The 26,336-nt window shown below is 67.5% G+C and carries 26 protein-coding genes; 18 read left to right on the top strand and 8 right to left on the bottom strand.

What is annotated here, in order from left to right; all coding sequences use genetic code 11:
• Positions 1 to 9 precede the first annotated feature (9 nt).
• Positions 10 to 1,308: a hypothetical protein gene (locus tag ACV7NQ_RS30290; protein ID WP_463362711.1), complete on the bottom strand. Its 1,299-nt coding sequence runs from the start codon at positions 1,306 to 1,308 to the stop codon at positions 10 to 12.
• Positions 1,309 to 1,682: 374 nt separating this feature from the next.
• Here ACV7NQ_RS30290 and ACV7NQ_RS30285 point away from each other — a divergent pair, with 374 nt between their 5' ends.
• The 5 genes from ACV7NQ_RS30285 to ACV7NQ_RS30265 all read left to right on the top strand — a co-directional run bounded on the left by ACV7NQ_RS30285 (position 1,683) and on the right by ACV7NQ_RS30265 (position 4,898).
• Positions 1,683 to 1,847: a hypothetical protein gene (locus ACV7NQ_RS30285; protein ID WP_463362710.1), complete on the top strand. Its 165-nt coding sequence runs from the start codon at positions 1,683 to 1,685 to the stop codon at positions 1,845 to 1,847.
• A gap of 39 nt (positions 1,848 to 1,886) precedes the next feature.
• Positions 1,887 to 2,264: a TOTE conflict system archaeo-eukaryotic primase domain-containing protein gene (locus tag ACV7NQ_RS30280; protein ID WP_463365875.1), complete on the top strand. Its 378-nt coding sequence runs from the start codon at positions 1,887 to 1,889 to the stop codon at positions 2,262 to 2,264.
• A 102-nt stretch (positions 2,265 to 2,366) separates the two neighbouring features.
• Positions 2,367 to 3,362 (top strand): Acg family FMN-binding oxidoreductase, encoded by a 996-nt coding sequence (locus tag ACV7NQ_RS30275; RefSeq protein WP_463362709.1) that lies wholly within the window; start codon positions 2,367 to 2,369, stop codon positions 3,360 to 3,362.
• Positions 3,363 to 3,396: 34 nt separating this feature from the next.
• Positions 3,397 to 3,894: a hypothetical protein gene (locus tag ACV7NQ_RS30270; protein WP_463362708.1), complete on the top strand. Its 498-nt coding sequence runs from the start codon at positions 3,397 to 3,399 to the stop codon at positions 3,892 to 3,894.
• Entirely contained in the window at positions 3,891 to 4,898 is a 1,008-nt protein-coding gene (locus ACV7NQ_RS30265; protein ID WP_463362707.1) for an Acg family FMN-binding oxidoreductase, read from the top strand. Before ACV7NQ_RS30270 ends, ACV7NQ_RS30265 begins: the two co-directional genes overlap by 4 nt.
• 431 nt (positions 4,899 to 5,329) lie before the next feature.
• Here the strand turns inward: ACV7NQ_RS30265 and ACV7NQ_RS30260 are convergent, their stop codons facing one another.
• Positions 5,330 to 6,679 carry a wax ester/triacylglycerol synthase family O-acyltransferase gene (locus tag ACV7NQ_RS30260; protein WP_463362706.1) on the bottom strand — a complete coding sequence of 450 codons (1,350 nt, stop codon included), beginning with the start codon at positions 6,677 to 6,679 and terminating at the stop codon, positions 5,330 to 5,332.
• A gap of 225 nt (positions 6,680 to 6,904) precedes the next feature.
• Here ACV7NQ_RS30260 and ACV7NQ_RS30255 point away from each other — a divergent pair, with 225 nt between their 5' ends.
• Entirely contained in the window at positions 6,905 to 7,903 is a 999-nt protein-coding gene (locus tag ACV7NQ_RS30255) for an Acg family FMN-binding oxidoreductase (RefSeq protein WP_463362705.1), read from the top strand.
• 36 nt (positions 7,904 to 7,939) lie between these two features.
• On the opposite strand, the gene ACV7NQ_RS30250 is transcribed toward ACV7NQ_RS30255, so the two are convergent.
• Positions 7,940 to 10,270 (bottom strand): heavy metal translocating P-type ATPase, encoded by a 2,331-nt coding sequence (locus tag ACV7NQ_RS30250; RefSeq protein ID WP_463362704.1) that lies wholly within the window; start codon positions 10,268 to 10,270, stop codon positions 7,940 to 7,942.
• Positions 10,271 to 10,827: 557 nt separating this feature from the next.
• Here ACV7NQ_RS30250 and ACV7NQ_RS30245 point away from each other — a divergent pair.
• Positions 10,828 to 11,280, top strand: coding sequence for a CBS domain-containing protein (locus ACV7NQ_RS30245; protein ID WP_463362703.1), 453 nt, complete (start codon positions 10,828 to 10,830; stop codon positions 11,278 to 11,280).
• 174 nt (positions 11,281 to 11,454) lie between these two features.
• On the opposite strand, the gene ACV7NQ_RS30240 is transcribed toward ACV7NQ_RS30245, so the two are convergent.
• On the bottom strand, positions 11,455 to 11,781 hold the full coding sequence (locus ACV7NQ_RS30240; RefSeq protein WP_463362702.1) for a SulP family inorganic anion transporter: 327 nt from the start codon (positions 11,779 to 11,781) through the stop codon (positions 11,455 to 11,457).
• Positions 11,782 to 12,050: 269 nt separating this feature from the next.
• Here ACV7NQ_RS30240 and ACV7NQ_RS30235 point away from each other — a divergent pair, with 269 nt between their 5' ends.
• Positions 12,051 to 12,227, top strand: coding sequence for a hypothetical protein (locus ACV7NQ_RS30235; protein ID WP_463362701.1), 177 nt, complete (start codon positions 12,051 to 12,053; stop codon positions 12,225 to 12,227).
• A gap of 212 nt (positions 12,228 to 12,439) precedes the next feature.
• Here the strand turns inward: ACV7NQ_RS30235 and ACV7NQ_RS30230 are convergent, their stop codons facing one another.
• The 3 genes from ACV7NQ_RS30230 to ACV7NQ_RS30220 all read right to left on the bottom strand — a co-directional run bounded on the left by ACV7NQ_RS30230 (position 12,440) and on the right by ACV7NQ_RS30220 (position 14,265).
• A complete protein-coding gene (locus ACV7NQ_RS30230; protein WP_463362700.1) occupies positions 12,440 to 12,724 on the bottom strand; it encodes a hypothetical protein in 285 nt (94 codons plus the stop codon).
• 63 nt (positions 12,725 to 12,787) lie between these two features.
• Positions 12,788 to 13,777, bottom strand: coding sequence for an Acg family FMN-binding oxidoreductase (locus ACV7NQ_RS30225; RefSeq protein WP_463362699.1), 990 nt, complete (start codon positions 13,775 to 13,777; stop codon positions 12,788 to 12,790).
• Between the two features lie 89 nt (positions 13,778 to 13,866).
• Positions 13,867 to 14,265: a hypothetical protein gene (locus ACV7NQ_RS30220; protein WP_463362698.1), complete on the bottom strand. Its 399-nt coding sequence runs from the start codon at positions 14,263 to 14,265 to the stop codon at positions 13,867 to 13,869.
• Between the two features lie 736 nt (positions 14,266 to 15,001).
• Here ACV7NQ_RS30220 and ACV7NQ_RS30215 point away from each other — a divergent pair.
• Genes ACV7NQ_RS30215 through ACV7NQ_RS30190 form a run of 6 tightly spaced genes read left to right on the top strand, consistent with a single transcriptional unit; the run spans position 15,002 to position 19,947 of the window.
• Positions 15,002 to 16,129 (top strand): 4Fe-4S dicluster domain-containing protein, encoded by a 1,128-nt coding sequence (locus tag ACV7NQ_RS30215; protein WP_463362697.1) that lies wholly within the window; start codon positions 15,002 to 15,004, stop codon positions 16,127 to 16,129.
• The gene (locus ACV7NQ_RS30210; protein ID WP_463362696.1) at positions 16,122 to 16,592 is read left to right on the top strand and encodes a Crp/Fnr family transcriptional regulator; all 471 of its coding nucleotides are present in this window, start codon (positions 16,122 to 16,124) and stop codon (positions 16,590 to 16,592) included. The genes ACV7NQ_RS30215 and ACV7NQ_RS30210 overlap by 8 nt, the downstream gene beginning before the upstream one ends.
• Positions 16,589 to 17,413, top strand: a complete 825-nt coding sequence (locus tag ACV7NQ_RS30205; RefSeq protein WP_463362695.1) for an FAD/NAD(P)-binding protein — start codon at positions 16,589 to 16,591, stop codon at positions 17,411 to 17,413. Before ACV7NQ_RS30210 ends, ACV7NQ_RS30205 begins: the two co-directional genes overlap by 4 nt.
• On the top strand, positions 17,413 to 18,189 hold the full coding sequence (locus ACV7NQ_RS30200) for an NADH-quinone oxidoreductase subunit B family protein (protein ID WP_463362694.1): 777 nt from the start codon (positions 17,413 to 17,415) through the stop codon (positions 18,187 to 18,189). The genes ACV7NQ_RS30205 and ACV7NQ_RS30200 overlap by 1 nt, the downstream gene beginning before the upstream one ends.
• The gene (locus tag ACV7NQ_RS30195; protein WP_463362693.1) at positions 18,173 to 19,465 is read left to right on the top strand and encodes a Ni/Fe hydrogenase subunit alpha; all 1,293 of its coding nucleotides are present in this window, start codon (positions 18,173 to 18,175) and stop codon (positions 19,463 to 19,465) included. Before ACV7NQ_RS30200 ends, ACV7NQ_RS30195 begins: the two co-directional genes overlap by 17 nt.
• Complete coding sequence (locus ACV7NQ_RS30190; RefSeq protein WP_463362692.1) at positions 19,462 to 19,947, top strand: hydrogenase maturation protease; 486 nt, start codon at positions 19,462 to 19,464, stop codon at positions 19,945 to 19,947. Before ACV7NQ_RS30195 ends, ACV7NQ_RS30190 begins: the two co-directional genes overlap by 4 nt.
• Before the next feature lie 225 nt (positions 19,948 to 20,172).
• On the opposite strand, the gene ppsA is transcribed toward ACV7NQ_RS30190, so the two are convergent.
• Positions 20,173 to 22,503 carry a phosphoenolpyruvate synthase gene (gene ppsA, locus ACV7NQ_RS30185; RefSeq protein ID WP_463362691.1) on the bottom strand — a complete coding sequence of 777 codons (2,331 nt, stop codon included), beginning with the start codon at positions 22,501 to 22,503 and terminating at the stop codon, positions 20,173 to 20,175.
• Positions 22,504 to 23,163: 660 nt separating this feature from the next.
• Here ppsA and ACV7NQ_RS30180 point away from each other — a divergent pair.
• From ACV7NQ_RS30180 to ACV7NQ_RS30165, 4 genes are read left to right on the top strand one after another with little or no spacing between them, the layout of a single operon-like run.
• Complete coding sequence (locus tag ACV7NQ_RS30180) at positions 23,164 to 23,628, top strand: hypothetical protein (RefSeq protein WP_463362690.1); 465 nt, start codon at positions 23,164 to 23,166, stop codon at positions 23,626 to 23,628.
• Positions 23,625 to 24,548, top strand: coding sequence for a hypothetical protein (locus tag ACV7NQ_RS30175; RefSeq protein ID WP_463362689.1), 924 nt, complete (start codon positions 23,625 to 23,627; stop codon positions 24,546 to 24,548). The genes ACV7NQ_RS30180 and ACV7NQ_RS30175 overlap by 4 nt, the downstream gene beginning before the upstream one ends.
• Positions 24,535 to 25,920 (top strand): V-type ATPase 116kDa subunit family protein, encoded by a 1,386-nt coding sequence (locus ACV7NQ_RS30170; protein ID WP_463362688.1) that lies wholly within the window; start codon positions 24,535 to 24,537, stop codon positions 25,918 to 25,920. Before ACV7NQ_RS30175 ends, ACV7NQ_RS30170 begins: the two co-directional genes overlap by 14 nt.
• Positions 25,914 to 26,336, top strand: coding sequence for an ATP synthase subunit C (locus tag ACV7NQ_RS30165; protein WP_463362687.1), 423 nt, complete (start codon positions 25,914 to 25,916; stop codon positions 26,334 to 26,336). Before ACV7NQ_RS30170 ends, ACV7NQ_RS30165 begins: the two co-directional genes overlap by 7 nt.

Below are 26,336 nucleotides of genomic sequence, written 5' to 3'. Positions count from 1 at the left end.
ACTGTCAGATCACGCGCGGACACCCTCGGCATCGGCGTTCACGACCATGATCCCGCCCAGCAACTCACCGGCCAGGTCCGCGGCCGTGGGGGATACCCCGGCCACCCGGCACATCAGCTCCAAGCCGTAAAGCCTGGCCCAGGTGACCGCGTTCCAGGAGCCCATGTCGGCCAGCGCCGCGGCCACCTCAGGCAGCTTGACGCCTTTACGGCGCGACGGTTTCTCGCGCAGCTGAGTGACGAGGGTCCCGTTGCGGTGCACGACGAAGTCCGACTCCATGTCATCGCGGCGACTGGGGCCATCGTCGCGAACGCGGGTGATGTGACAGTGGGTCACGGCCAGCGTCCCTGCTGAGAGCTCCGGCCCGGGCGGGCCAGCCCGCCAGTCACCGGCCAGCAGCAACGTGTGCGGCCCCAGCGCAGCAGCAGCCACGGTAACCGCGTCGTCACCGGCTGGATGTCGGTCACGCCGGTCAGCCAGCTGGGCCCAGGTCCCGCGGGTGACCGCGTCCTCAGTCAGGCCCAGCCGGCCCAGCGCCTCGATGGGTTCGAGATCCCGCACGACCGTTCCGCAGTAGCCCCGCTCACCCGTCAGGGAGTCAACCCACGCTTCCAACTGGTGCTGGCACGGGACCTGGGGCAGCTGTGGCGGCGCGGCTTCGGACAAGCCGCCACGGGCCGTGGTCCACACCACTGTGCCGTCGGCGTCGCGCAGCAACGCCCGGTCCCGGACCACGACCAGCTCCTGCCCCGGACCAGCGATCTCGCTGACCACCGCGCCGTCGGGGTAGCGCATCCGCAGCATCCCGTCCTCGTCGAGCACGAGGTACATCCGGGCCTGAGCATCGGCATCCCGCGGGTGAACCACCCCGCGCTCATCCATCACGTTGAGCTGGCCGAGCTCGTAGGCGTGGTTCCATTTCAGCTCGCAATACGTATCGAGCACCGCTACCCACGAGCCATGGGCAACCAGAACGGTGCTGCCATCGTCACTGGTCAGACTCTGGTGCCGCAGCCTTTCGCCTCGCCGCAGCACCGCCCCTCGCCCCGGCTGCGGGGCGGCCGTCGGCATGATCGACGTTCCGGTGGTCCACACCACCCGGCCTGCGCCATCCACCAGCACGGCCTCGCCGCTGTCTCGAACCTCCAGCCGCTGTGCCCCGGAGGCGGCTGTACCGCTCGCCCATACCGGCCGCCGAGTGCCGTCCCAGGCCACCAGGTCACCGTCTAACCCCAGAGCCAGGTTCGAGGACCATCCGACCGGAATGGACCATATCGGCCAGCCCGACGTGTTCTCGTACAGAGCCACCGAGCCTGTCCCGTCACCTTGGGGACGAACCGTATGGAGCAGGGTGCAACCGCCCGACGGCGAGGTGAGCGACTGATACCTCAGCACCCCGCCTCGCGCCAGCCAAGAACCACCATGTCCCAGATGTCCCAGCGCCAACTCCGCATCCGAATCAACCGCCACGGTATGTGGATCCCCTCTCGCTCCAACGCCGTTCCACCCTACGCACGCCGACTCAAACGGTGGGATCCACCTCATGAACGGTGTCCACTCACAGGACATCTCAGAGCGCATCTGAGAACTCGGTAGCTGTTCGGCGTGTGATGCCAGATATGTAGAGGGACTCCCGGTACGACTGAGGTTTCCATACCAAAACGTCGTCACCGAGAGTCCCTGTGCCAGTGTCGCTTACCTGCTCGTGTTCGTTGTGCCCGGCCCACGGCGAGTCCCCGATCACCTCGCCGGAATGCCCGTTCTACCCATCCTCGTCGCTGACCGACCCCGAGTGGGCGCTGCTCGAGCCGCTGCTGCCACCCCCGGGCAACCGCGGCGGCAAATGATCCCAATCCCTCGACCAGTATGAATGCGCTTAGCGTTCAATCCTGGCCGTTTTCTACCCGGACCCCGACACCTGCTGGTGGATCGCTGCCGACTTCGACAAAGACACCGCCATGCCGGATGCATTGGCGTACCTAAAAGCCGCCCGCGCCAGGGACATTCCGGCCGCGCTCGAAGTATCCCAGTCCGGTCGGATCTTCTTCGCCCAAGCCACACCCGCGGCGTCGGCCCGGCGCATCGCCACAGCCTTGCTCGCCGAGGCAATCGGGTTGCGTGGCCGCATGAGCCTGTCCAGCTACGACCGGCTGTTCCCGTCTCAGGACACCCACACTGGACGCGGGGTCGGCAACCTCATTGCCGCGCGCACGATCCGATCTTGTCGACAAGGTCCCGAGAACATCGGGCCAACCAGGTCCTGAACCCCCGACACAAGCGTAGGCGCCCGACATGGGGACCACGAGCGCCGAGATGGGGACCAACGACTCCTCCGGCACCGGAGTCCAGCACCTACCGTCAGTGATATGAATCAGCTACCGACCGGTGAAACCATCGAGAAGGCCGTACTGCTCGCGGGCCGGGCGCCGTCGCTGCACAACAGCCAGCCCTGGCACTGGACATTCGACGGCCGAGCGCTACGCCTGTTCGCCGTGCCCGAGCGTAGGCTCCCGGCGACGGACACCTCCGGCAGGCAGATGCTGATCAGCTGCGGTATCGCCTTGAATCATCTGCACGCAGCCATGGCCGCGGCAGGCTGGCGGATCCTCGTCACCCGCTTCCCTGACCCCAACCGCCGCGATCACCTGGCCAACATCACCTTCCAACCGGCCCAGATCGTGACCCATGGCGACCGCGCTCGCGCCGACGCCATTCTGCGGCGGCACACCGACCGGCTGCCATTCGCGGCGCCGGCCTACTGGTCCGACTTCGAATCCGTGCTGCGGACCACCTTCGATCCGGCCGACGCCGCCCTCGACGTCTTGCGGGACGACAGCCGACCCGCGCTGGCCCGCGCCTCAGAGATGACCGCGTCCTTACGCCGCTACGACTCCGAGTACCACGCCGAATTGCAGTGGTGGACGGGGCACACCGTCGCCGACACCGGTGTCCCCAGGGAAGCCCTGATCTCCCCAGAGGAACGGCAGCGAGTGACCGTAGGCCGCCAGTTCCCCACGACCACCGGGGAACCCCGACGCAGCGAGATCACCGACGACCACTCGGTGATTCTCGTCCTGTCCACCGACAGCGATACACCGGACGACCTGGTGCGCTGCGGCGAGGTGCTGTCCACCGTGCTGCTCGAATGCACGCTCGCCGGGTTCGCGACATGTCCCCTGACCCATCTGACCGAAATACCGCGCAGCCGCGCCGCCGTCCGCGAGCTGACCGGGCACTCCAGCCTGCCACAGGCCCTGATCCGGGTCGGCATCGCGCCCGAATCGGAGCAGAACGGTCCGGCTACACCACGCCGGCCGCTCACCGAGATCCTCGACATGCCCGAAGCCACCGGACAGACGTAGTGATCCCAGCGGAACTGGGTCTTTCGCCCCGCCCTTGCAAGCATTAATACCCTCGCTCGTATTCGGCGGCGCGAGCCTGGTGTACCCCGCCACTGTCGTCTTCATCGTTCTCGCGATCCGGCTGCCGTGGTGGGGTATCGCGCTCCTACCGCCTCCGCACGGTGAACCTGGAACAGGAGTAGGACGTCATCAGGGCATCGCGGTTGTCGAGCCCGAACGTGCCTTGGTTTTCGCTTCCGAGGACGTCCGCTGGGTATGGGCGTTCGGCCTGTCCCCGATGGGTAGAGCCAGCCGGCTGGCGAGCCGCAATCGCATCGCGCTCACGAACGCGTCGGCGCTCGCTTGCCTATTCAACCCGCTCATGATCGAACCGGGCAGTCTGCTGATGGAACGGAAGATGCTGCTCGACACCAAGCGGCGAACCGAGCGGGTCGTTCTGCAGCACCGGCCACCCGGGGTGACCAAGGACCCCGCCCCGCGGACGGAAGTCCCGTATCCGCAGCTCCCCGCACCGAGAAGACTTGAAGTATGACCGCCAACGACAACGCACCTGCCGTTTCGGTACCCGATCACCCGACGATCCTGGCGGCGCTGCGGCTCGCTGCCCGAGCGCCGTCGCTGCACAACACACAGCCGTGGCGCTGGGTGTTCGACGGCACTCGCCTGCACCTGTACACCGATGCCGACCGGCTGCTGCCCTCGACCGACCCTCTCGGCCGCCAGCTGGTTATCAGCTGTGGCGCCGTACTGCACCATGTACGGACCGTGTTCGCCGTTCGGGGCTGGCACACTGACACCACCCGCGCGCCCGATTCGCAACGACCCGATCATCTGGCGGCGATCGAATTCCGGCCGTGGCCGGACCCGCCCGCCGATGTCCGCACCCGTGCGCTCGCCATCGACCAGCGGCGCACCGACCGGCTGCCGATGGCCGAACCGGAGGGCTTCGCCGACATCCTGCCCCGGCTACGCATGCTCAGCGAGCCGCACGAGGTGGAACTCAGTGCGCTCGACGAGAGTGCCCGGCCGCGGCTTGCGGCCGCATCGGCGCAGGCCGGCGCCCTGCGCCACGACGACCTGCTTTATCAGACCGAATTGGAGTGGTGGGCCGGGCATCCCGAGACTCCTGAGGGGGTGCCGCCGACCGCGCTGGTGTCCGACGCGGAATTCGCGCGAGTCGGTGTCGGACGTGTCTTCCCTTCCAGCCCGCATTCGACGCGCCGCGCGCAGCTCGAAGACCGCTCACGGCTGCTTGTGCTGAGCACCGACGGCGACTCGGTGACACGCTGGCTGCATACTGGCGAGGCACTGTCGGCCGTACTGCTGGAATGCACCGTGGCCGGTCTGGCGACCTGTGCGCTGACCCATATCACCGAACTCCCGACGGGCCGGAAACTGCTCACCAGCCTGATCCCCCGCTCGGGAACGCCGCAAGTGCTGATCCGTGTCGGGACCGCACCCGATGACGGCGACATGATCCCGCCCACTCCTCGCAGACCGGTCATGGACATCTTCACCGTCGTGAAGTCCCGCTGATCCCGATGGGACCGACAACGCGGTCAGGGTAAGCGATCGCCAGACCGGCCATGGCTACCGCGGTGATGACGAGTATCGGTGCGGCGGTGACGGTTTGGAGCCGCGCCTTCGGAATGTGCGCAGCGGTGCCTCGCATGGGGCGCCGTCCCTGACGAGTGCCCGGCGACAATGCTGCCTGCACCCGACATCGTGGCCACCAGGGCAGTCACCATCGACACCGGCGGCCGCACGATTGTCGAACAGGGAGCGCCCGGCGCCGTTGATCGCTGTCCAGTCGGCGTTGATCGCCGGGCAGAGTGCAGGGGGAGCAAATTGCTACCCAAGCCGAGTTGATCAAGTTGCCGCGCGCGACCCGTCACGTGAGGGCGATCGTCCTCGACGCATGGGATCGAGTCCGCAGTGAGCCGGTCACTCGACATGCGGCGGTTGGTTCATGGCCGGCTCCCCGTCGCACGGGCGTGGTCGAGGAGTCGGTCGATGGCCTGCTCGATCTCCTCGGCAAGCACGGCGATATCGGGTGTGGTGTCGAAATCGCCGGTGATCCCGAATGTCAGCTGGTCGCTGTAGCTCAGAATGGCGATGCCGGTGCGTAGCCGCATCGCGATCGGAACATAGGCCAGGATTTCCAGCACCTCCCGGCCGTACAGATACAACCGACGCCGGGGCCCAGGCACGTTCGTCGCCAAGGCGGCGATGCCGTGCTGCGGGAATCGAGACACCAGCCGGAAAGTCCACGCGATCGGCGCGAAGGGCAGCCGATCGGCCAGCGCAAGTATCGTGCTCGCCGCCGACGCCTCACCGTCGGCCTTGTGCTTGGACATCCGCTCGTGTATCGCGATCAGCTGCCCGACCGGGTCGCTCATTTCGATCGGGAGTACCGGCAGTATGAGCGAAATCCGGTTGTCCAGCAGGAATTTTGCGTGCGATGAACGTACCGAAACCGGGGCCAGGATCCGCACCTTGTCCGCGGTGGGTTCCTCGCCGCGCCGCAACAATGTCAACCGGAAGGCCGATGTCACGGCGGCCAAGGCCACATCGTTGACGGTCGCGCCGAATACCGCGCCGATCTCCCGGACCGCCGACAGCGACGTCCGTGCCACGGCGTACCGACGTTGCCGTCCGATGGGGCCGTTCAAGGACGACACAGGGGCGGGCCGCACGGCGGAAAGTGCCAGCGGAACAACGGCGCGCACGGTGTGGGCCACGATCCGTGGCGCATCCACCGGAAGCCGCAGCGTATTCACCACCAGAGCGCGCCAGTCGAACGAACTGTCGGCCGGGGCCGTGCGGGGCGCCGTGGCGTTGCCAGGACATGGATCGCACAGACGTTCGAACAGGGAGATTCCCGAGACCCCATCAACCATGCTGTGGTGGGCTTTCACGATCATCGCCCAGCGATCTCCGGCAAGCTGCTCGACGACCACGCATTGCCATAGTGGGTGGTCGCGGTCGAGTCGTTCCTCCATTACCTCCGCGATCAGCTCACATAGTGCCGTCTCGTCGCCGGGTTCCGGCAATGCCATCCATCGGAGATGGTGCGCCAGATCGAATTTCGGGTCGTCCACCCAGACGGGTGCGGAGAGGTCCCACGGGGTGGTCCGTACCTTCTGCCGGAGCCTGGCATCCACCGCCAGCCGTTTCGCCAACCCCGCCGCGAACTCCGCGCGGGGTGGCGGTGGTGATCCGGCGACGATCGCCACCGCACCGATCCCGACACTCACATGCCGATCGGTGTCCTCCAACTCCATGAATCCGGAGTCCAATGGGTTCAGTTCGGTCATCGCGGATCTTCCATCTCGACGTCGTGGACGCCGGTGCCTGGTCGGCCACGGCCGCTACCTCCCATTCTCGATCGGCCATGGACGCGGCGACAGGTGCGAAGGCACTCGGTCCGCGGGACGTTGGGCCTGTGGTTCCGGACGCCGCGAGAACAGGGCCGGAGGTCCCGCCAGAACGTGCGCAATGGCTGTTTCGGAGCTGCCACCACGCCGACGACACTGACTGATATGACCGCCAGAGACACCTCCGCCGTCACAGAGGTGCCGGACCATCCGACGATGCTGGCAGCGATGCGACTCGCCTGCCGCGCGCCGTCGGTGCACAACACCCAGCCGTGGCGCTGGGTGTTCGACGGCGCCCGGTTGCACCTCTACAGCGATACCGACCGGCAATTGTCGATGGACCCGCACGGGCGCCAGCTCATGATCAGCTGTGGGGCCGTGCTGCATCACGTGCGAACCGTCTTCGCCGCCTACAACTGGCATACCGACACCGTGCACCTGCCTGATCTCGGGCAACCGCGGCACCTAGCGGCCATTGAGTTCCGTCCGTGGCCTGACCCGCCTGCGGGGGTGCGCGCTCGCGCCGGCGCGATCGACCACCGCTACACCGACCGGCTTCCGATGCTCCAACCTGACGGCTGGGACGATCTCGTGCCCGCATTGCGAGGACTGGTGTCGCCACACGACATCGAACTCGACGTCCTCGACGAGAGCGTCAGGTCCCGGCTGGTGACCGCCTCGGAGCAGTCCACGGCCTTGCGCCGCTACGACATGCTGTATCAGTCCGAATTGCATTGGTGGACAGGGCATGCCGGTATGCCGGAGGGAATTCCTCCGTCGTCGCTGATCTCCGAGGCCGAATTCGCCCGGGTCGGCGTCGGACGTACGTTCCCGTCGGTGCCGCACTCGATGCGGCGCGACCATATCCAGGACCGCGCCCGCATCGCGCTCTTGAGCTCGAACGGCGATTCCCCGCAGCAGTGGGTGCACACGGGAGAAGCGTTGTCGGCTGTCCTGCTCGAGTGCACCGCCGCCGGCCTGGCCACCTGTGCGCTCACCCACATCACCGAGGTGCCCTCGGGCCGCAAGCTGCTGGCCAACTTGGTCCCGCGCGTCGGACTCCCGCAGGTGCTTCTGCGCGTCGGTACGGCGCCGGACGCCGACGAACCTACGCCGACCCCACGCAGGCCGCTGGTCGACGTGTTCACCGAACACCGGGAGTAGGCCCGCTGCCCTCCCTGCCGACAACGCGGCGCGCGATCACTCGCGCGGCGCGGCGTTGGCGTGTGCCAAGGTGAACAAGGCCTCGTCCTCCTGGGCGAAGTGCAGCGTGAGAATGGCGTCGAGTCCGTATAGCGTCGCGCGCAGGTCCGGCACCTGATCGGCGGCGATGCCGTGCGGGGCGTCGTCGAGATGGCGGCGGAGCCGGTCGACCAGACGCTCGATCTCGGTGTGCTCCCGGCTCATCGTGACCATCGCTTCGGGATCCTCCAGGTAGTCCGATAGGGCGGGATACAGCTCGGCTTCCTCGGCGTGCTCGTGAGGCGCGACGTGCTCGGTGAGCAGATCGAACGCTCCGCGGACCGCGGCGTCGGCGATCGGTCCCGGCCCGTCTCCCAACGCGTCGGCCGCATCGCGTACCGACGCTCGTGCGGCATACAGCCCCTCGTGCTCGCGCGCGAAACGGGCCACGAGCGGGTCGATCGATGCGGTATCCCGACCTCGCCCCACCCGTAACGCCCGCAACGCGTTCAAGATCACCGCGACGTCGATGCCCTCCTGGACCAACGCGCCCACTGCCGGCACCAGCAAGCCGAAGGCCGCCGCGACCATGGCGCACAGCGACAGCACCATTCCGGCCACAGCGCTCTGCACCGCCAACCGGTGCGCACGCTGGGCGATGTCGACGGCATCGGCGAGCCGATCGATCCGGTCGTCGACGATCACCGCGTCGGCGGCCTGCACCGCAGCGGTCGACCCGCGCGAGCCCAGCGCGATACCGACGTCTGCCGCAGCCAGCGCGGGAGCGTCGTTCACGCCGTCGCCGACCATCACCGTCACACCGCTGCGACGTTCGGTGTGGATGGCCGCGATCTTGTCGGCCGGGTCGGCGTCGGCGAGCACCTCGGTGAGACCGAGCATGCGTGCCACCTCTGTCGCGTTGTCGACCCGGTCACCGGTGAGCATGAGCAGCCTGTGCAGGCCCGCGGCACGCAACCTCCGCATGGTGCGGGCGGCGTCCGTGCGAATGCGATCTCGCACCAGCAGGGCAGCGACAGGCTCGTCGTCGACCGACACCCAGATCACGCTCGCCAGGTCCAAACGGGCGCGGCGCAACGCGACATCGGCCCACGGGGAAGGCTCGGCGTTCTCCGGCAATCGGCCCACACTCACCCAGCGGCCCTCGACTCGGCCCCTGGTTCCCCGGCCGGGTCGCTCCGAAACACTTTCCGCGACATCGGGTTCCAGCCCGCGCGTCGCCGCCGCAGCAATAACTGCCGCGGCCAGCACATGCGCCGAGTACTGTTCGACACCGGCGGCCTGCCGCAACGCGGCGGCCACGTCGGCGTCCGGCGCGGCGACGACATCGATCACCTCGGGTCGGCCGACGGTCACGGTGCCGGTCTTGTCCATCGCGAGACAGACCGCGCGGCCGAGCGTTTCGAGCGCGGCGCCGTTTTTCAGGACCACCCCAGCCCGCGCCGACCGCGACATCCCGGCGGTGATCGCTACCGGGACAGCCAGCAGCAGCGGGCACGGAGTCGCGGTGACCACCACCGCGACCGCACGGACGGCGTCGCCTGTGATGACCCATGCCGCGCCCGCAACGGCCAGCGCGACGGGCAGGAACCACACCGCGACCCGATCGGCAAGCCGCACCACCGGGGCCGCCGCCGCGGCCGCCTGCCCCGCCAACGTCACGATCCCGGCGTAGGTGCTCTCGGCAGCGCTGGCTCGAGCCCGGATATCGACCGCACCACCCGCGTTCACCACACCACTGCGAACATCCGTACCGGCCTTGCGAACCACGGGCACCGGCTCTCCTGTCAATGCCGACTCGTCGAACACACCCTCCATGACGAGAACGCCATCGACGGGAACGGTTTCACCGGACAGGACGACCACCGTGTCACCGGTTGACACCACCGCCGCCGCAACCGTCTCGATGCCACCGGCCCGCTGTAGATGCGCCTGGACGGGTGCTCGCCGCAACAGCTCCGTGAGGTCGTGACCGGCCCGGCGGCCCGCGTAGGCTTCCAGCACTCGCCCCGTCGCGACCATCAGAGCGATCAGCGCGCCCGCGAAGTATTCGCCGACGGAGGCCGCCCCGACGAGGGCCACCAGTGCAAGCAGATCGGCGCCGTATCGTCCTCTACGCAGATCCGCCGCCACCCACATCAGGGCAGGAACCACGGCGACGGCCACGGCCGCAAGCCACAGCAGATCGGCTGCCCGCCAGCCGAGCAACCACGCAGCCAGTCCCCCGGCGACAAGCACGGCGATAATCGACGCCAGTACCACCTCCTGGTAGGAGCGCCATCGCATACCCCAGCGCTTCGCCGCCTCGATCGACTCGATGACAAATCCCATGACTCAGCACCTCACTCCGCGTGCGGGGCGTCAATTCGACCGATCATGGCCGCCCTCTCCGACCGACGGCTTTCCCAGGTCATGGACTTCATGGTTCCGCCGGTGCGCCGGGCGTCACAGAAGACAAAGCCCTCACCCCGGCAGCCATTCGGCACCGCTCGTCGTATGTGCTGGAATCGTTCACGGTCGGACTTCCGCGGACCTACCGCCGGCCCCGCTCTCTGCGGGCAGCACGTCAGCCAGATCACCGTCGTGGCGTCGGCACAGCAGATGCCCCGCCCACCTCGGAGATCGGCAAAGCACCTAGCTGGATTCTGTACGGCGCAACCTGAAACCTGGTATTCGCCTGTGCCGAGAGCAGCCCGCTGGCGCACTGCGGAGCCGAGAGCACACGTGTGCCGCTGTGGCGATGAGATAGCGGCGCAGCACTGACCACCGCCGTCCCCGGGCCCCACGCGAAGATCCCGAGACGCGGTGACCTTCTCCCCTGTCGTCGCCGCAGGAGTTCGTCGAATGATGGTCGAGCAGCAACCGGCCGTCCACTGAGGAGACTCACTATGACCACTGCGGAAACCATCATGCGCCCCGATGTCGAGTGCATCGGCGTGCGTGACACCATGGACTTCGCCGCCCAGCGTATGCGCCAGCTCGGTATTGGCGCGCTTCCCGTCTGTGACGGCGAAGGGCATCCCGTCGGCATCGTGACCGACCGCGACATCGCGGTGAAGGTCGTCGGCGTCGGGTTGAATCCCACAACGACCACCGCGGGCGAACTCACCCAGGGTGCAGATCAACTGCACACCGTCGACGTCAGCACCGATATCGGCGACGTTCTCGCGCACATGACCGAGTTCCAGATTCGGCGACTCCCCGTGACCGCTAAGGGTCTGCTCGCCGGGATCATCACCGAGGCCGATCTCGCGCGCCACCTACCCGAGCAGCAGGTCGGCGAGTTCGTGGAAGCCGTTTGCGCCCCGAATCTTCCGACGCCCGGCCACACCGCCTCCTAGCGCCGCCGCTCCGGTATCAGTTCGCTGCGCGCCGGAATCGGGTGATCCGCCGGAACTCGCTCACCTCGATCAGGCGCAGAGCGGCGTAGATGACCAGCGCACCCAGCGGCTGCCGCGGGAAAGGCCGCGAGCACACCACGGGCGCCGACTAGCACCAGCAGAACCCACCCAGCATCACAACGAAATACAACTGTGTACGCGCCCCATGGCATCCGCGATCGTCGTCTGACTGCTGCTGCAGCTGACCGGGAATCCGTGCAGTATCCCGGCTGTCGCATTCGTAGCGCCGAGCGCGGTGAGTTCGGTGTTGGCCTCGGCGTGCTCGCCGTGGCGCACCGCGAAAGCCCTTGTGGTGAGGACATTGCCGGAGAAGCAGACAAGCGCGATACCGACCGCGGGCAGGATCAGCTTCGCGACATCGTCCGCGGCAACGAGAACACCGCCACCACGCCGGTGGCATAAGCAGCACCGCCAGCAGCGGTCCTGGGACGCGCGGCACACGTCAGGCCCGCAGCAGCAGTCCGACCAGCACCGCTGCGGCGAGCGCACTCGTCGCCCAGTGCCACACGGTGCAACTGGCGGTGATCGGGGAGACCAGTTGACCTGCAACCGATCTGCGTGCTGTTCGGGGTGGCGGTGCTATTGCTCGGCGCCGCGCTCCTGCGGCATGGCCATTTCGCTGATCCACCGCGCGGCGGACCGGAGGACGAAGGTCTCGCCGCCCACGTCGGTTCGGCACTGTTCGGTGCGCGCGCCCGAACGTAGCATCGATGCTCACAGAGTTTCCGCAGGTAGACGGCATGGAGGAGACCGAGATGCGGGCGCGGATCGTCTACGAATCGATGTTCGGTAACACCGCCGCCGTCGCCGAGGCCATCGCGCGGGGGCTGCGTGAGCACTCCACGGTGGAGCTGCTGAATGTCGCTGCCGCGGCGGAAGTACCCTAGCCGTCGGTGGATCTGCTCGTGGTCGGCGGACCGACCCACGCCTTCGGGCTGAGCAGGAAACGGACCCGCCACGACGCCGCCGAGCGGACCGTTACGCCGATCGCGGTCGACGTCGGCATCCGGGAGTGGCTCGACGCAGCGCTCCCGGTTCCCGAGGGCAGCAGAGCCGTAGCGTTCGGCACCAGGTCGGCAGACCGCCCTGGCTGCCCGGATCAGCGGCGCACGCGGCCGGAAAACGCCTGCGGCACCTGGGTTATCAGCTCGTCGACGATCCGGCGGATTTCCTGGTCGATGGCATGACCGGGCCGGTCACTGCGGGTGAGCTGGACCGCGCCCGTGCCTGGGCCGAACGCCTCGCACACACCGAACTCGACCGCATCGCGCACCGGGTCTGTACCGAAGAAGCACCGGGTCTGATACCGAAGAAGTAGGTCAACCACGGAATCCGAGCCGCCTACCGCGCGCTCGACGAGTTGCTTCGCGACTCGATGTTCCATCCGGTGGGCCGTGGCGGCCGCGGCCCTGTGCGCCCGGCCTGGGGCGAGTCGGGGATCCGTATGTCAGTGTCGATGTGCCGGCTCGAACGGATCCACCAAGTCCTCGATCGCACGGCGAGGGGTGGCCGGCAGCGGCGGCGCGCTGGTCGGCGCCCAACCTATCCGGATGACTACTTGGGGGTAGGCGTTGTCGTCGAGCACGCCGAGGCGGACCTTGCGACGCACCTCCGGGATCTCCAGCGGCTCGGTCAGCGGGCAGGTCGCCAGGCCGACATTGGTGGCGGTCAACAACACCGCGCTCATTGCCTCGCCCGCGCGCAGCCGTGACATTTGGTCGTCGGCCGACGTGCCGAGCACGAGCAGTTCGGCGTAGTCGGGCTCCTGCGCAGTATCGGTGAGCTGCGGCGCGGCGAAGACCCGGGCAGGCAGTTCGTCCTCCGCGCGCGGGCTGGGGGTGTTCCTGGCCGGGACACCGTCCGCGGTGCTGTGCCTGCCACTCCAGTTGGCCAGCTCGAACTGGTAGTCCGGATCCGTCGCATGCCTGGCCGCCGCGTCACGTATCGCCTCGACCAGGTGATCGCGCGAGAGATCAGCGGCCTGGCGCACGATTGTGCCCAATGCGGCCGCGCGCTCGGTCACCAGCCCGAGGTATCCGGGCGGGATAGGCCACGAGCTGTAGTGTCTGCGGTCGGTACGCCGCTGCGATATCGCTGCGCTCAGGGCGACGTCCAGCGGAGTCGGCCGATGCGGCACGAGCTCGATCGCGGCCAGGTGATTCGGGTCTGCGGGATTCGGCAGCCGATGCACCACCGCCGACCAGCCGAGCGCCGCGAAGGCGGCGCACAGATGATGCAGTTCGGCACCACAGCTGAGCACCAGATCGCGTTGATCGGGATCGGTGTACGGCAGTGCTCGAGTCGGATCCAGGTCGAGATGCACGGATCGGTCAGCGATCCGCCACCGCCAGGGCTGGACATTGTGCACCGAAGGCGCCCGCACCGCGAGCGCCAGCGCTGTTTTGACGGTGTTATCGTCGGGCAGTCCGTGGTCCATGTCGTCCTCCGTTCGTTTGACTTCACACTCTCACCGGCGCACCGCATCGGTAAGGGCAAGACGGCCTCTACCGGCGGGACTTCGGGCGTCTACGGCCAACCAGGCCCGACCCGCAGATCGAAGCGGAAGGCCCTGCGGATCATGACCTTCGGCCATCCCCGATGCGGCGTCGGTGCGGAAGCCGGAGAGCACCAACCTCGAAGGATCTGGTCACCATGTCCGATCTCCCTGGGTGTGATCTCCATGGGCACAGCGCCGTCGTCACGGACGCGGCCCGCGGCGTCGGAGCGGCGATAGCGTGCACGCTCGCCAAATCCGGCGCCGGCGTCGTGGTAACCGACATCCTCGATCAACAAGGTGAATCCCGCGCGGCGGCGCTTGGCCTCCGGCGCCTCGACGTGACCGACGGAGCCTAGTGGCGGCGCGTACTCGACGATGCCGAAGCCGCGTTCGGGCCATTGGCCGTCGCGATCAACAACGCGTGGCATCGTCGATTTCGGCGACATGGAGAGCGAGTCGCCTGCGATGTTCCGGCACGTTGTCCAAATGGCCACCGCCGCCGTACGAACGTGCAGTCCTTTGCCGCGGTGATGAAGTCCGACGAGCACTGTGTTCGGACTCGGAATTCATATCAACACAATGCGCCGGTCGACTACCCGATCGATAGCGCCTGTTGTCCTCGAAAGGAGAAGACCTTCGTCCTTCCCGACACCCGGTCGTTCAAGGCCGGGTACGACAGAACGCCACCGGTGATACCACCTGCAAATACGGACTCGAGGTTGCGAGTCAGGGCTACGATGTGAATTAGCCGTGCGGCCGAGTTCAGGTACCGATAGGTCCCATTTCGTGCACCTCGGCAAGGTTTGGCCGTCGGAAATCGTGCTGTAGGTAGCTCTACCATCTGGTCGAACTGCCGGGAACGTACCGCCTCGGAGTCCATCCGTTCCCTTCGACCTTTGGCTCGTAACCAAATGTCAATAGGACGGGTCGGCGTATGGCTTTCGACTCTTGAAACAGGTCGATAAAACGACAAAGGTGGCAGTTGTGTGATGACCACACAAAGAGCCCAGTGGTGGTACGGCCGAACGACCAGCGGGAAATGCCACAGTCGGCAGGCGAGGATATCGGTACACGGCGTCGTGGCGGGCGTCGATTTTCCGTTCGTCGTCAACATGCTTGGTCTGCGAGCAGCTGCCGCGGATCTGTCGAGGGAAGTAGGCAACCATGACACCTGATACGGCCCTGGTGCTCGATCGCGCGGGTCTGGACCGCCTGATCGAGGTGCTCATCGACGACGGTTACCGGGTAATCGGCCCGACCCTACGCGACAACGCGATCGTGCTCGCCGAACTGGCCTCGGGCCGCGAACTGCCCGCGGGGTGGGGGGTGGATTCCGCGCCGGGCCGATACCGATTGCGCCGTCGCGATGACGCCGCGGTGTTCGGACACTCCGCCGGACCTCAGTCCTGGAAACAATTCCTGCATCCGCCGCAGCGCACGGTGTGGACCAGCGACCCCGACGTCCGCGTACAGCCCGCCGACGAACCTCCGACCCGGGACGCGTTCCTCGGGGTGCGCGGCTGCGACCTGGCGTCCATCGCGATCCTGGATCGGGTGCTCGGAGCGGGGGCGCATCCGGACAGCTCCTTCGCCCGAAAACGCCAGGGCCTGTTCGTGGTCGCGGCGAACTGCACCGAGCCGGGCGAGGTGTGTTTCTGCGTCTCCATGGGTACCGGCCCGCAGGTGGGACCGGGATACGACATCGCACTCACCGAGCGCATCGACGAGCAGGGCCACCGGTTTTTGGTCGAGGTGGGCAGTGCGGCCGGTGAGCGTGTCATGGCGCTGGTGACGGCTCGCACCGCCACCGAAGCCGAGGTGACCGACGCCCGGGCGGCCGTGGCCGAGGCCGCTAACAGGATGTATCGCGCGATGCCTGAGGTCGACCTGCCGACGCTGCTGCGCGAATCGCGTGAGTCGCCGCATTGGGAGGATGTGGCGAGTCGGTGCTTGACCTGTGGCAACTGCACGATGGTCTGCCCCACCTGCTATTGCACCACCACCGAGGACGTGACCGACCTGACCGGCGAGCACGCCGAGCGGCGACAACGGTGGGTGTCGTGTTTCGAATTGGACTACTCCTACGTGCATGGCGGCAGCGTGCGGAAATCCGGCGAGAGTCGGTATCGCCAGTGGATCAGCCACAAACTGGGTACGTGGCACGACCAGTTCGGCAGCTCCGGATGCGTCGGCTGCGGTCGGTGTATCGCGTGGTGCCCGGTCGGCATCGACATCACCGCCGAAATGTCCCGGCTCGCCGAACTTGCCGAGGGAGGCGCCGAGGATGACTGACGTCGACGAGCTGTCGACCTTTCCCCGACTCGCCGGGCTGAGCCGCGATGAACTGACCGCGTTAGCACGCATCGGCACAGGCGTGACCTTCCCTGCCGGGGAGCGGCTGTTCACCGAACATGCGCACGCCGACCGCTGTTGGTTGATCTGCGACGGTCTGGTCCAGCTGGACGCGCAGATACCGGGGCGCGGCGAGGAAGTGGTGCAGACACTCGGGCGCGGCGACCTGCTCGGATGGTCCTGGCGGGTAGCGCCGTACCGGTGGCATTTCGGGGCGCGGTGTATCGACGCGGTGACCGCAATCGAGTTCGATGCGCGGCAGTTGTCCGAATTGGTCGATCAAGACCCGAAATTCGGGCGGGCGTTGACCACCGTGCTGTTCGAGACCGTGCTGGAACGGCTGCAAGCCACTCGGGCCCGACTGCTCGATCTCTACCGCAACCCCGGCAAGGCCCGGACGTGAACGCCAACTTCCCGGTCGCATATCGCGTAAGCGACCGCGTCCAGCAGACGACGGACACCGTGACGTTGCGGCTGCGCCCGGTCGACGCCATGTTGCCGCCGTTTCTTCCGGGCCAATTCATGATGCTCTATGCATTCGGCGTCGGCGAAGTCCCGATTTCCATCAGCGGCGACCCCAACGACCAGCACGGCACCCTGGAGCACACCATCCGTGCGGTGGGACCGGTCAGCCGGGCGTTGCACGACACTCCGCTGGGCGGAGTGATCGGTGTGCGCGGGCCATTCGGTACCGACTGGGGCCTGGAAACCACGACGGGCCGAGATCTGATCATCGTGGCGGGCGGCCTCGGGTTGGCTCCGCTGCGTCCGGTGGTGCTCGCCGCGATGGCGGCGGGAAACCGCTTCGGCCGGGTCAGCCTGGTCACCGGCGCCCGCACGTCCTCCGACATGTTGTTCCGCGACGAACAGGAAAAATGGATGGCCGACGGAGCGCTGGAGGTCCACCAGACCGTCGATCGCCCGACGGCGGGGTGGCGCGGCCGAGTCGGGTTCGTTACCGAACCTATGGCCCACCTGGCTGTCGCGCCGGACCGTACCACCGCGTTCCTGTGTGGACCGGAGCCGATGATGCTGTTCTGCGCGCAAACATTGCTCCGCAAATCCGTGTCGGCCCGCGACATTCGAATGTCCCTGGAACGCAACATGCAATGCGGTACCGGGCTGTGCGGTCACTGCCAGCTCGGCCCGCTGCTGCTGTGCCGGGACGGACCGATCGTCGACTACGCGAGCGCCGATCCCCTGCTCACGGTAAGGGAGTTGTGATGAGTACACCGACATTGGCGGTCTGGAAGTTCGCGTCGTGCGACGGCTGCCAACTCACCGTGCTGGATTGCGAAGACGAACTGCTCACGCTTGCGGACCGAATCCGGGTTGTGCACTTCCTCGAGGCCTCTCGCGCGGTGGTGGCCGGTCCCTACGATCTGTCGCTGGTGGAGGGTTCCATCACCACCCCCGACGATCTGCGGCGGATCCGCGAGGTGCGGGAACAGTCCAGATTCCTGGTGACGATCGGAGCTTGCGCGACTCACGGAGGTATCCAGGCACTGCGCAACTTCGCTGACGTCGCCGAATTCACTTCGGTGGTGTACGCCAGCCCGGAATACATCGACACACTGGCCACCTCCACCCCGATCTCGGCGCACGTGCCGGTGGACTTCGAGCTGCGTGGCTGCCCCATCGACCGCCGCCAACTGCTCGAGGTGCTGAATGCGTTCCTGGCCGGGCGGGCCCCGGACATCCCGAATACCAGTGTGTGTACCGAGTGCAAACGCCGCGGCCTGACCTGTGTGACGGTCGCCGAGGGAATCCCGTGTCTGGGGCCGGTCACCCATGCCGGATGCGGTGCGCTGTGCCCGGGCGTGCATCGCGGCTGCTACGGCTGCTTCGGGCCGATGGCGAAGCCGAACCTGGGCGCGCTACTGCCACAGCTGGCCGAAAACGGTATGTCCGACGGCGAAATCAACCGGATTTTCAGCACTTTCGCAGTCAACGCACCAGAATTCGCGCAGAGGAACTCCGAGCATGAGCCACCGCACTAGGCAACTGAAGGTCAGTTCACTGGCCAGGGTGGAGGGCGAGGGCGCACTACGCGTTGTCGTCCGAGACGGCGAGGTCGAGGCAGCGGAGCTGAACATCTACGAGCCGCCCCGGTTCTTCGAAGCATTTCTGCGCGGCCGCGCCTACACCGAACCGCCGGACATCACCGCACGGATCTGCGGGATCTGCCCCGTGGCTTACCAGACCAGCGCCTGCAACGCGCTGGAACAGGCGTGCGGGGTGGAACTCGATCCACCGCTTGCCGCATTGCGCAGACTCTTGTACTGCGGCGAATGGATCTCGAGCCACGCCCTGCATATCTATTTGCTGCACGTGCCCGACTTCCTCGGCTATCCGGATGCGATCACCCTGGCCCGCGACCACCGCCACATCGTCGAAAAGGGTCTGGCACTGAAGAAGTCGGGCAACGCGCTGCTCGAGTTCATCGGCGGCCGCGCCATCCACCCGGTAAACGTCCGAGTCGGCGGTTTCTACTCGGTGCCGACGGCCGCCGGGCTGGCACCGCTGGCCGAGCAACTGCGCCGCGCCCTCGACTACGCGATAGAGACCGCCGGGTGGGTGGCGGGATTCGAGTTCCCCGAGCTGGAACTGACCCACGACCTGCTGGCCGCATCCGACCTCCACCGATATCCGATCGACCGCGGCGATATCCGCACCAGTACCGGCGCTACCTTCCCAGCCGCGGAATTCTCCGCGCATGTCGTCGAGCACCAGGTACCGCACTCCACCGCGCTGCACGCCCAGCTCGACGGCCGTCGATACCTCACCGGACCACTCGCGCGATACTCGCTGAACTCCCAACTCCTGTCGCCGACCGCGCGGCAAGTCGCCAGCGCCGCCGGCCTCGGTTCGCAGTGCCGCAATCCCTTTCGCAGCATCGTCGTTCGCGCGGTCGAGGTGGTCTACGCGATCGACGAGGCGTTGCGGCTGATCGAGGAATACCAACGCCCAGACCGCCCGGCAGTGCCGATGACGCCGGCCGCGGGCGTCGGACACGGAGTCAGCGAGGCACCACGCGGACTGCTCTATCACCGATACGAACTGGACGCCGACGGCATCATTCTCGACGCCACCATCGTGCCGCCGACCTCGCAGAACCAGCCCGCCATCGAAGACGACCTCCGACGGGTCGTCTCGGCGAACCTGGACCTCGACGATGCCACGCTCACCTCGCTGTGCGAACGCACCATCCGTAACTACGATCCCTGCATCTCCTGTTCCGCTCATTTCCTCGATATCGAGAGGGTACGGCTGTGACCCCGCCACACCCCAGCGCCGTGGTGATCGGCATAGGCAATCAGTACCGCAGCGACGACGCCGTCGGTCCCGCGGTGGTGTCGGAACTCCAGCGCCACCGGCTGCCCAACGTGGAGCTGACCCTCTGCGACGGCGAACCCGTCGGTCTACTCGAGGCATGGAGTGGTGTCGATCTCGCCATCCTGGTGGACGCTGTCTTGTGTGAACCATCCGATCCGGGGCGCATCTGGCGCTCGACCGTGGACAACCTGCATAAGGTGACCCACAGCGCGAGTTCGCATTCCCTCGGTGTCCCCGAAGCCCTGCTGTTGGGCCGCGCGCTCGACCGCGTCCCCAGCAAATTGATCGTCGTCGCTGTCGAAGCCGCCAACCTCGATCTCGGCCTGGGTTTGTCGGCTCCGGTCGAAGCCGCCGTACCGCGGGTTGTCGAAACCGTCCTGGACGAGTTGGCTGCCATGAAGATCGACTCGATCCGGCCATAGCCATCCGGTCACCGAGTTGATCCATCACCATCGCGCATACCGAGTGCGGGCCAGGTGGGTCGCGGCCACCTGCTGTCGGTTGGCGGCCCGACAACGTAGTCGGGCCTGGACGACATGCACTCGTCGAACGTCTGCCTTGCTGTCGAAGCTGTATCGAATACCTTCGAGATCGGAGAGTCGGGCACCGGCATCGGCCGAAGACCCAGCGGCCGCCCCGGCGGTCTCTTACGGCCGATGCAATCGGGTCAGAGAAGCGTCCAAAAGGATTCGCTGCTCGGCAGCGGCGACAGCGCGGCGAACGTGGCCCGCAGCGTCGGGGTTGACCGAGATCGAGGTGATGCCCATGCCCACGAGGCTCGCGGCGTATCCGGGGCGGGTGGAGGGCGCCTGGCCGCACAGCGATGACGTGAGGTCGTGGTCGCGGGCGATGCCCACGATGTGGGCAATCGTATCGAGCACGGCAGGGTCCGACTCGTCGAACACTTCCGCGCACGGCTGTGAGTCACGGTCGACGCCGAGCACGAGCTGGGTGAGGTCGTTGCTGCCGATGGACACGCCATCGATGCCGAGGCCGGCGTATTCGGGGAGCCAGTACACCACCGACGGGACCTCGGCCATCACCCACCGGTGCAGTCCGCGGCTGTGCCCGAGCGGGCTGGCGTCGATGAGATCCAGGCACTGCTCCAGCTCCCACCGGGTGCGGACGAACGGGAGCATCAGATGGATATTCGGGGTCAGTTCGCGTGCTCGGGCCAATGCCGCGAGTTCCAGGGCGAACATGTCGGGTTCGTGGATGTAGCGGAAGCAGCCCCGGTAGCCGATCATCGGGTTGTCCTCGACCGGCTCGTAGTCCGCTCCACCCGTCAGGCCGCGGAACTCATTGCTGCGCAAGTCGGTTGTCCGATAGATCACCGGCCGCGGCGCAAACGCCACGGCAATGCGCTGCACCGATTCCGACATCGCGGTGACGAACTGTTCCTGCTCGCCCCGGGCGATCAGGTCGCGCGGGTGCCGCCCGCCGAGCGCCTGGGTCAGCATGAATTCCGCCCGCAGCAGCCCGACGCCGTCCACGTTCTGGGCCGCCACGGTTTCCGCGGCATCCGGCATCGCCAGATTGACATAGATCTTCGTTGCCGTGACGACCGGCGCCTCGGCTTCGGCAAGGTGCGGCTCTGCCACCTGGACGGGCTGCGCCACCGGATGGCTGCCGGAGAACACCCGGCCCGCTCCCCCGTCGACGGTGACGATCTGGCCATCAGCGAGAACTGTTGTGGCAGCGCGTGTCCCGACGACGCAAGGCACGCCGAGTTCACGCGAGACGATCGCGGCGTGGCAGGTGGTGCCACCACTGTCGGTGACCAGCGCGGCGGCCCTGCGGATCGTCGGAACCCAGTCCGGCGTAGTCATCGCGGCAACCAAGACCTCCCCGTCACGCAGGCGGGATCCCTCGGCAGGACGCGACAGAATGCGCACCGCTCCACTGGCGATACCAGGCGAGGCGGCCAGCCCCGCCGCCAGCTGCGCACCCGCCGGGACCGGCGTCGTCGCTGCCGCGGGCCGGTCGATCGTGGTGATCGGGCGCGCCTGCACCAGCCAGACCCGGCCACCGTCATCGATGACCCACTCCACGTCCTGCGGTCTGCCGTAGTGCTTCTCCCCGGCGATCGCCAGCCGGGCGATGGCTTGGAGCTCGTCGTCCGTGAGGACCGGGCGATATTCCCCGGCTCCGGCGAGTGCGATCGACCGATCGCCGCCGCTATCCCCGCGGACGATCTCGAATGCCTGACTTCCCCGATGCGCCTGCAGAATCCGCAGATCATCCTTGACCAACACATAATGGTCCGGTTCGACCGCACCGGAGACTACGACCTCGCCCTGCCCACGCGCCGCCTCGATCACCACCCGGTCCCGCTCACCCGTGCTCGGGTCGGCGGTGAACGCCACGCCGCTTCGTTCGGCGGCCAGCATGATCTGCACCGCCACCGCCATCGCGGGCTCACCGGTGAAACTCCGCTCGGCCCGGTAAGTTTCGGCCCTCGGGCTGAACAGTGAGGCCCAACAGCGCTGCACCGCGTCAAGCAACGCGGCGGCACCGGAGATATTCGTGAAGGTCGCGTTCATGCCCGCGAACGACGCCGATGCGCTGTCCTCGCCGGTCGCCGACGACCGGACCGCGACCATCGCCTCGGCGGTGTCGGTACCGAGTCGCTGATAGGCCTGCGTGATCCGGTCCGCAAGATCGGGTGGCATGCCAGCCTTGGCCACCAGCGCACGCATCTGCTCGCAGTGCCGCGCGAGTGCTTGGTCGTCACCGATCGCAGCCAGCGCCCGGCGATGCTCCGCGGCCAGCTCGTCCGCCACGCCACCGCGGCGCATCGCATCCAGATAACCGTCGCGGAGAATGACGAAACCGGCGGGCACCGGTAGCCCGGCCGCCGTGAGCTCACCGAGATTGGCTCCCTTGCCACCCGCCTCGAATTCGTCCGACAGCCGGATAGCGGAAAGGTCACGGACAACCTCTCCGGTTCGCTCCGCATCCTGCGCTGCCGTATTCATGGGTCGCTCCGCCGGCTCCGCTATGTCCATAGGTCGACTATGGTTCGCCCTGCCACCGCGGATCCAGAGGCCAACGCCGATGGATGACGGGCACACCGTCGGTCACCGCGAGGACCAATGGCCCTGCACAGCGGCATGGCTTCCGAACTGACGAAAGTCACCGATCGTCCCCCATTCCGGCTCTGTCCGCTGCAGTTGTCCGGGCTCTAGCCCACGGTGCCCGAACAGACCAACAGGGAGGATGTGCTGCGGCGTTACCGTGCACTGATAAAGCTGATCGGCAATGCCGACGCGGAACAGCCCCACAGCGAAGCGAGCCGATGACCACCTCGGCACGGCGGGCCCGTCACTGCTAGCCGTTGCGCCAGGGGCGGGGAGGTAGCAAATCCCCGCCGCAGCCCGTCGCGAGGTGGTGTCATTGCCCAACCGTTCGCATCGGCGTCCGAAACGGCTGGTGTTCGCAGAATGCGCCCGGGTGGGGTATTCCGGGTGGGTATTCCGGGTGGGTATTCCGGCCGTCACCGAATGGCCCTCCGCACCTGACGATGCGTGACGGGGACCAAAGTCCCGGGTATCGGATACCTGGTTCTCTACCTCGCCGCCCGATCTCGGCTCGACGATGACAGCAACGCTTGATCGAGACGAGGAAAGGAGTGCCGGATGCCGCAGTGGCGGGATTTTCTCGAACGCTTTCGTCCGGCGGGTGCTCCCGGATCGGCGATGCCGCGGGGCGTACCCGCGGATCGGGTCGCGGACGCCGCCGCCGAACTCGCTCCGCTGCTGTCACTGCTCGATGAGGTCTATGCCGAGGCCGAGCTGATCCGTGGCGCCGCCGCCGAGCAGGCGGATCGCCTGCGGCGCGATGGCGGCAGACAGGGCGCCGCTGTTGTCGACCGGGCCCAGGCCGGTAGAGGAGTGCTAGAGGCCGAATCGTTTGCGCAGGCCCGGTCTCGGTTCGGTACACGACAAGGCGATGCCGACGCCGCCCACGCGCTGAAGATCGAACAGCTGCGAGCGCGCATTGCCGCTGGGATACCCGGATACGTCGATTGCGTTGCGGCGCAGGCGCGCACGCTCGTCGCGGAACTGAGCGAGCCGTCCGTGGACCGGGTGGACGGCAGATGAGCGCGAAATGGGTCGCCGGGAACGTGCGGGCCATAGCGTTGCTGAACCGGCGTGTCGGCGCGGCGCGGGCGCGCGAGCTCGCGGCGGCCGGTCGACTGCGCGAGGCACAGCGGTTTCTGGCCGAAAGTTCTTATCGCCGAGAGGTATTCGTCGGCCAGACGCTTGCGGATTCCGAGTACGGTGTAGCCGCAACGCTGCTGTGGCACATGCGGGTGCTTGCGGGCTGGCAACCGCGTGCAGGCGCTGCGGCGATCCGGTTGCTGGCAGGCGGTTTCGAGGTGGCGAATGTGTGCGCCCAAGCCAGGAGGTTGGCGGGGGCCGCCCCGGAGCGGCTGTTCGAGTTGGGGGCGCTCGGCGTCGGCTGGTCAGGGCTGCGTGCCACGACCTCGCTGCTGGAGCTTCGGCGGGCGCTCGCCCGGTCGACGTGGGGCGATCCGGGCGGTGATTCGCCTGCCGATATCGCGGTCGGCGCGCAACTCGGCTGGGCGCACCGGGTCGCGGTCGGCGTCCCGGAAGCGGCCAATTGGGCGGTTGGTGGCGCGGCACTGCTGGTGGCGCGCCGCCAGCTGCTGGAGGGCCGTCGCTTGACGGATGTCGCAGGCAGGCGTGCGACGAGGCTTCTCGGCGCCACGTGCCTGGCTGCCCGCGACATGTCGGCCTTCGTGGCTGGTCTGCCGGTGCGGGCCCGGTGGGTGCTGTCGGGCGTCGGATCGATCGATGATCTCTGGCGCGCCGAGTTCGGTTGGTGGTCGCGGGTCGATCGGGATGGGCTGGCCCTGCTGCACCGTCCGCGATTCGGCGCTGCGGCGCCGGTCGGCACCACCGCCCTGTTGGCTGCCGACGCCTGGCGCTGCCGCGCGGCTCTGCAGCTCGCCGCGGGCGGCGGTGCGCCCTTGGAGGTCTACGATGCGCTGGTTTGAGTCGATGACACCGGTTCGGATGCAACGCATTGCGCTGCTCGCCCCTACGGCCGCGCTGCGCGAGATGTTGGTGGCCGTCGCAGCTGCGGGCGTGGTGCAACCCGACGACATCGCGCCGGAAGGTCGGTCGGCCCCGCAATCGGGAACCACGGCGGGCCCGCCGGCGCTGGCGACGGTCGAACCCGACGTCCAGGCGCTCGAACGCGCGGGTCGTGACGATCTGCTCGCCGGCGAGACCCAGCTGCGGGGCTACGCGGCGGCCGCACAGCGTCGACACGATGTCGCCGCGGTGACCGGCTGGTGTCCGGCCACCGAATTGGACTCGCTGGCGATCCGATTGGCGAGCATAGGGGCGGCTGTGGTGCCGCTACCGCCGCCACCCGGGGTCGATCCGCCGAGCCTACTGGGCGAGCACAACGGGTTGGAGCGTGCGTTCCTTCCGTTGGTGCGCACCTACGGGGTGGTGCCGTATCGCGATATCGACCCGACGATCCCCGCCGGTATCGCGTATGTGGTGATGTTCGGAATGATGTTCGGCGACGCCGGGCACGGCGTGCTGCTCCTGGCGGCAGCCGTGCTGCTGCGGCTCGGCTGGATCCGGCGGGTTGCCGCGCTGCGGAAGTTGTGGCCGTTCGTCGCGGGCGCGGGTGCTGCGGCGACCTGCTTCGGGGTGCTCTTCGGCGAGTTCTTCGGCCCGACCGGCGTGCTCCCGGTGATATGGCTGGCGCCGCTCGACGATCCGCTGCGGTTGATCGCCGCCGCCCTCGCCGTGGGCGCGGTATTGCTCGCGGTCGCCTATGGGATCGGGATTGTCAACCGCTGGCGCGAGGGCGGCATCCGGGTGGCGCTGTACGCATCGTCCGGAATCGCCGGAGCAACGGTCTTTCTGGGCATCGGCGTGGTGGTCGGCGGGATGCTGCTCGGCGCGACGGCGCCGGTGCTTGCCGGTGCGGTGGTGATCGGGGTGGGTCTGTCGCTCGCAGTGTCCGGGCTGTTCGCCGAATCCGGCGGCAGCGCGGCGGGGATAGCGCAGACCGGCGTCGGCACGTTCGATCTGCTGGTACGGCTCGGCTCCAACCTCGTCTCGTTCGCCCGGCTCGCCGCGTTCGGGATGACTCACGCCGCGCTCGGCTGGGTGGTCTGGCACGCCACAACGGCGTCGGCCGGTCTCGGCGCGCTCGGAATCGTGGCCGCCGTAGCTGTTTTCGTCCTCGGCAATATGTTCACTTTCGCGCTGGAGGCGTTGGTCGCCGGAGTGCAGGCCATGCGCCTCGAGTTCTATGAACTGTTCTCCAGGGTCTTCGTGGACGAGGGGCGTCCGTTTCGACCGTGGCGAGTTCCGACCATCACCTGGGAGGTTGCATCGTGTTGACCTGGCTTGTGACTCTGCCCGCGCTGGCCGCCGGATTCGCGGTGAGCATCCTGCTACTGCGCGGTCGTGGCCGGCTCGCGCGGCGGCTGTTCTACACCGTCAACGCGGTGCTGGTGCTCGGCGCGGCCGCCGTACTGATTCTCGCCTCGCCTGCCGGGCCTGCCTCCGCGGATGCCCACGCCGCCGGAGCGAGCGGTTCCGGCGGCAACTGGGCCGCGCTGCTCGGTGCGGCGATAGCGGTGGCCGGTTCCTCGATCGGCGCCGCCATCGCCGTCGCCTACACCGGTGCCGCCGCATTGGCGGCGCTCAGCGAACGACCGGAACTGTTCGGCCGAGCCATGGTGATCGTCGGCTTGGCCGAAGGCATCGCCATCTACGGTCTGATCGTCTCGGTCATCCTGATCGGAAGAGCGTGA

The sequence above is a fragment of the Nocardia sp. Tas62D01 genome, from assembly GCF_055232035.1.
This window is presented reverse-complemented; position numbering and strand designations above follow the sequence as displayed.